General features: G+C 67.5%; 5 protein-coding genes. 2 read left to right on the forward strand and 3 right to left on the reverse strand.

Annotated features, from left to right (window positions below; genetic code table 11):
- Together HA630_RS16025 and HA630_RS25675 are read right to left on the reverse strand one after the other, a co-directional pair.
- On the reverse strand, positions 1–1,321 hold a 1,321-nt coding region (locus HA630_RS16025; protein ID WP_208300117.1), incomplete at its 3' end, for a bifunctional aminoglycoside phosphotransferase/ATP-binding protein.
- 2 nt (positions 1,322–1,323) lie between these two features.
- Positions 1,324–1,821, reverse strand: a complete 498-nt coding sequence (locus HA630_RS25675) for a MarR family winged helix-turn-helix transcriptional regulator (protein WP_166835892.1) — start codon at positions 1,819–1,821, stop codon at positions 1,324–1,326.
- 77 nt (positions 1,822–1,898) lie between these two features.
- Here HA630_RS25675 and HA630_RS16035 point away from each other — a divergent pair, with 77 nt between their 5' ends.
- Together HA630_RS16035 and HA630_RS16040 are read left to right on the forward strand one after the other, a co-directional pair.
- Positions 1,899–2,897 (forward strand): tripartite tricarboxylate transporter substrate binding protein, encoded by a 999-nt coding sequence (locus tag HA630_RS16035; protein ID WP_166835890.1) that lies wholly within the window; start codon positions 1,899–1,901, stop codon positions 2,895–2,897.
- Between the two features lie 17 nt (positions 2,898–2,914).
- Entirely contained in the window at positions 2,915–4,135 is a 1,221-nt protein-coding gene (locus tag HA630_RS16040; protein ID WP_166835944.1) for a flavin-dependent oxidoreductase, read from the forward strand.
- A 79-nt stretch (positions 4,136–4,214) separates the two neighbouring features.
- Here the strand turns inward: HA630_RS16040 and HA630_RS16045 are convergent, their stop codons facing one another.
- Entirely contained in the window at positions 4,215–5,288 is a 1,074-nt protein-coding gene (locus HA630_RS16045; RefSeq protein WP_166835946.1) for a porin, read from the reverse strand.
- Positions 5,289–5,661 lie beyond the last annotated feature (373 nt).

Consider the following 5,661-nt stretch of genomic DNA (forward strand, 5'->3'; position numbering starts at 1 on the left):
CCATGCGGGCGGGGTCGGCCCGGCACTGCAGCAGGTGACAGGGTGCGCTGGCCTGCCCGGCCATGGCACGCATGGCCTGGCGTTCGGCATGGTGCAGGAAGGCGGCGTCCACCACCACCGACACGCCGGCGTCCAACAAGGGGCGCGCCAGCGCCTGCAGGTGGGCGTAGGTGCGCTGCGTGGCTGGCGGGGTGTACAGCGCCGGGCCGCCGCGCTCGGTGGGGTCCAAGCCGTGCAGGCGCTTGCGCTCCACGTCGGAGCGCAAGCGCACCGCCGCCTGGCCCCGGGCGGCCAAAGCGTCGCACACCAGCGCCGCCACGGTGGACTTGCCCGAGCCGCTGGGCCCCTGCGTCAGCACCAGGCGCGGCGGCGCGGGTGGGGCCAGCACCGCTTCGGCGCAGCGCCAGTAGCGCTCCAGCACACCGGGCACGGCGCCACTCAACAGGGCCACCTGCGCGCGCACCAGCGCGCGGTAGGCCACCCACAGGCGCCACCCGGCCAGCCCGGCGTGGTCGCCCATGCGTTCGGCGTAGGCGCCCCAGAAGCGCCAGGCCAGCACCGGCAACCCGTGTGCCAGCAGGTCCATGGCGGCAAAGGCGGCGTCGTTCATGGTGTCCACGGTGCGCAGTTCGGCGCTGAACTCGATGGCGTCAAACGCCAGCGGGCGGCCCAGCCACTGCACGATGTTGCCCAGGTGCAGGTCGCCGTGGCCTTCGCGCACATGGCCCTGGGCCTGGCGGGCCGCCAGCCAAGGCCGCAGGGCTTGCAGCAGGGCCAGCACGCGGTCGCTCACCGTGTGCCAACGGGGGGCGTCCAGCCAGGCCGGGCGCTGCGGGTGCTGTGCAATGGCTTGCAGGCTGGCCTGCAGCCAGTGCGCCAGGCCGTGCACTGGGCCCTGGCCCGGCGCGGGCGCCGGCACCGGCGGCAGGCCGGTGTGGAAGTCGGCCAGGTGGGCGGCCAGCGCTTCGGCGTCGGCCGGGGTCAACAAGCCTGCGGCGGCGCGCTCGGCCCACAAGGCACCGGGCGGGAAGCGCCGCATGCGCAGCACCCAGTCGGTGGCGGTGGCCTTGTCACTGGCGGCCAAGGCGGCGGCGGGGTCGCGCAGAAACACCTCTACTGGGTGGCTCAGGGGCCGCACGTCCAGGTACAGCTCGGGTGCGGTGCGGCGGTTCAGGCGCAGTTCTTCCAGGCAAAAATGCCGGCGCGCCGCCGCGGTGGAAAAGTCCAGAAACGGCCACACCACCGGCTTTTTCAGCTTGTAGGCCCAGTCACCGGCCAGCAGCACGGTGGAAATGTGGGTGTCGTGGCGTTCGGGGGGCATGCTCAACCGGGGTGGCCGGTCAGGGGCACGAACGGGGCGCGCGCGGCGTGGGCCAGGCCATCGGTCAGCTGCGCCAGCAACTGCACCAGCTGCTGTTGCTGCGGGGGCGCCAAGGGCTGCAACAGCCGCTGGTAAGCGGCCTGGGCGGCCTGCTGGGCCTGGGCCAAGGTGTCGTGCCCAGCCACCGTCAGTTGCACCGCCAGCTGGCGCGCGTTGCCGGGCACCGGGGCACGCTCCACCAGCCCGCGCGCCTGCAGCCCGCGCAGCACGCGCAGGGCCGTCACCTTGTCAAAGGCCAGCGCCCGGGCCAGGCGGGTCTGGTCCAGTCCGGGGGCGGCGGCCAGCACCGTCATGGCGCCGTACTGCGCCTGGGTCAGGCCCAGCGGGGCGCAGGCGTCCTCGAACACGGCGGCCGAAATCTGGTGCGCGCGGCGCAGCAGGAAACCCGGCCGGGCGTACAGCTGGGCCAGGGTTTCCAGAGGAGGGGCGGCAGCGTTCATCCCTAGGGATTCTATGGATGCGTCACACACCCACACAAGGCGAAAATTGTTTGCATGCTAACAAAGGAGACCGCCCCATGACCCCACCCACCACCACCCCCCACGGCCTGCGCCGCCGCGCCGTGCTGGGCAGCGCCCTGCTGGGCGGCCTGGCCGCCAGCGTGCCCGCCTGGGCACAGGCTGCGGCGGCCGCGCCGATCCGCCTGGTGGTGCCGTTCACGCCCGGCACCGGCATCGACCTGATCGCCCGCACCGTCGGCCCCAAGCTGGCCGAACGGCTGGGCCGCCCCGTCATGGTGGACAACAAGCCCGGCGCGTCGGGCAACATCGGCACCGAAACCGTGGTGCGCGCCGCGCCCGACGGCGCCACCCTGCTGGTGAGCGTGAGCACCCTGGTCATGAACCGCAGCCTCTACCCCAGCCTGCCGTTCGACCCCCTGCGCGACCTGGTGCCCGTGGCCCGCACCAGTTGGGGCCAGCTGGTGTTGGTCACCCACCCCAAAACCGGGTTCAAAACCGCCGCCGACCTGGTGGCCCACGCGCACAAACACCCCGGGCGGCTGAACTATTCCTCGCCCGGTGTGGGCACGCCGCACCACCTGTCCATGGAGCTGTTCAAGAACACGGCGGGCGTGTTCCTCACCCACATTCCCTACCGGGGCACCGGCCCGGCCCTGGCCGACCTGGTGGGCGGCCAGGTGGACGCCATGTTCCTGCCCATCCACGTGGCGCTGGGGCAAATCAAGGCCGGACGGCTGGTGGCCCTGGGCCTGGGCAGCGACCAACGCCACCCCCTGCTGCCCGACCTGCCCACCCTGGCCGAAGCCAAGGCCGGCAACGTGAACGTGGACATGTGGTATGGCGTGTTCGCCCCCAAAGGCACGCCCGAGGCGGTGGTCAACACCCTCAACACCGAACTCAAAACCATCCTGGCCAGCGACGACGTGCGCCGCGCCTTCGAGCCCCAGGGCATGGACCCCAGCCACAGCACCCCACAGGAATTTGCCCAACTGGTGCAGCGCGACGCCGAACGCTGGGCCCGCCTCATCCAGGCGCAAAACATCAAGGCCGAATGATGAGCCATGCAGCCCCCTTGAACATTGCCATTGTGGGCGGCGGCATAGCCGGCCTGGCCCTGGCGTTGGGCCTGCACCAGCGCGGCCTGGCCTGCCAGGTGTACGAAGCCGTGCCCGAGGTCAAGGAAATCGGCGTCGGCATCACCCTGCTGCCGCACGCCATGCGCGAGCTGCGCGACCTGGGCCTGCAAGCCGAACTGGAAGCGGTGGCCATCGAAAACCTCGAAAGCGTGTTCTACAACCGCTGGGGCCAGTTCATTTACCGCGAACCGCGCGGCCGCCACGCCGGTTACGACGTGCCGGAGCTGGGCATCCACCGCGGCAAGCTGCACCAGGTGCTGTACCGCGCCGCCGCCGCCCGGCTGGGCGCCCAGGCCCTGCACACCGGGCACCGTTGTGTGCGCTTCGAGCAAGACGCCACCGGCGTGACCCTGCACTTCGCCCCCGACGCCACCGGCCACACCCCCGCCCCGGTGCGGGCCGACGTGGTGGTGGCCTGCGACGGCGTCAACTCCGCCATTCGGCGCCAGCTGTTCCCGCAAGACGCGGTCTGCTTCGCCGGCATCAACACCTGGCGCGGCGTCACGGTGCACAAACCCATCCTCACCGGCAAAAGCTACCTCCGCATCGGCTCCATCGACACCGGCAAAATGGTCATCTACCCCATCGTGGACAACGTGGACGGCCAGGGCAACCAGCTCATCAACTGGGTGGCCGAAATCCGCCGGCCCGACGCCGCCATGAACGACTGGAACCAGCCCGGCCGGCTGGACGACTTTTTGCCCACCTTTGCCGATTGGCGCTACGACTGGCTGGACGTGCCGGCGTTGATACGCCACGCGACGCAGGTGTTCGAGTACCCCATGGTGGACAAAGACGCCCTGCCCCGCTGGAGCCACGGCCGGCTGACGCTGATGGGCGACGCCGCGCACCCCATGTACCCCCGGGGCTCCAACGGTTCGGCCCAGGCGCTGCTGGACGCGCGCACCCTGGCCGACCTGCTGGCCCGCACCGCCGACCCGGTGGAGGCCTTGCAACGCTACGAGGCCGCCCGCTTGCCCGCCACCGCCCGCGTGGTGGAAACCAACCGCAGCCAGCCGCCCGACGCCATCATCATGAAGGCCGACGAACTGAGCGGCGGCCAGCCTTTTGGCCACATCGACGAGCTGATTGGCCAGGACGAGCTGCGGGCGATTTCGGACCGCTACAAACAGGTGGCGGGTTTTGCGTTGAAGTGACGCGGTCAATAAAAAACCCACCGGGTTGCCCCGGTGGGTTTGGTTTCTAAACCTCTAGCTGGCTTGGCCAGCGCGGGGATTAGAAGGAGTGCTTCACGCCCACAGCGTAGCCGCTGTCCTTGATGGAACCGGGAGTACCGGGTTGGGTAAATTTCTCTTGGCTGTAACCAGCGTAAACGTTGGTACGCTTAGACAGGGTGTAGTTCACAGCGAAACCATAAGCCTTGGACTTGCCCACTTCGGCACCAGCAACTTTGACTTTGGCTTGGCCGTAACCGGCGGCCACGCTCAGGTTGGCAGCCACGGGGGCTTCCACGCCAAAAGCGTATTCATTGGACTTAACAGAATTGTTGCCCGGCACAGTCAGCTTGGACTGGTTGTACACAGCTTGCAACTTGGCGACGCCCAGATCGTAAGAACCGGCAATCTGATTGTTGGTCAGTTTGGTGTCGGCAACAGCGTTAAACACGGCAGGCTCGACGGTGGTATCGAAGAAACCGGCGTTTTCAAAGCCAATAGCGTTAGTGGAGCCAGCTTCTTCTTTCTGGTGAGCAAATGCCACAGTCAGAGGACCATTAACATAAGTCACGTTCAGAGCGAAGACACTGGCCGCACCCACAGTAGCGGTTTTGTCTTCACCCAGCGAGTAGGACACTGCGCCGGTGAAACCACCGAAAGAAGGGCTGATGTACTTGATGGTGTTGTTCGGGTTGTCGGTGTAACCGAAAGCCATCGGACGAGCGGTGAACGCGCTGTCGAAGTTGTTGTTAGCAATGCCCCACACGTCGTCGTAGGCGGTCCAGTTCTTGCCCAGTTGCACTTCACCGAAGCCACCGGCCAGGCCGATGTAGGCTGTACGGTCACCCAGGCTGGTGGCGCCGGGTGCGTCCAGAGCAATGGAAGTTTCGATCTGGAAGTTGGCCTTCAGACCGCCGCCCAGGTCTTCCGTGCCACGGAAGCCGATACGGCTGGTGTCCCAACCGCCGCTTTCCAGCAAAGTCTGGGATTCTTTGGTGTTTGCACCATTCAGGGTGTCCTTGGTGGTGGTCTTGCCAACCCACACGTCAGCAATACCGTAGATGGACACGCTGGACTGGGCCATGGCGGCGCCGGAAGCGGCCAGAACGGCCAGAGCGATCAGAGACTTTTTCATGAGAAACCTTCCTTGAAAAGTTGAACCCGGGATACCCGGGCGAGGGCCCTGAAGCGAACCCACGCAGCAAATCCTAACGGCGACGGGCCAGAATCTCTAGGGATAACCCGGAAAACCCGCGTCCACGGCCCCAAAGTGTCTTTTTTTTGACACAACACAACGCACAAGGGGGCCGAAGCCCCCTTGCATGTATCCAAACGTGACGAAAACGCAGGGTTCAGAAGTCGTGGCGGATGCCAGCGGCGTACAGGCGCTCGTCGGCGGTTTTCGTGCCCACGGCGTTCTTGCGGCTGGTGTCGCGCCAGCCGGCGTACAGGCTGGTGCGCTTGGACAGCGAGTAGGTGGCGCCCACGGCAAAGCCCGAGCCCTTGGC

Source organism: Aquabacterium sp. A08 (assembly GCF_011742065.1).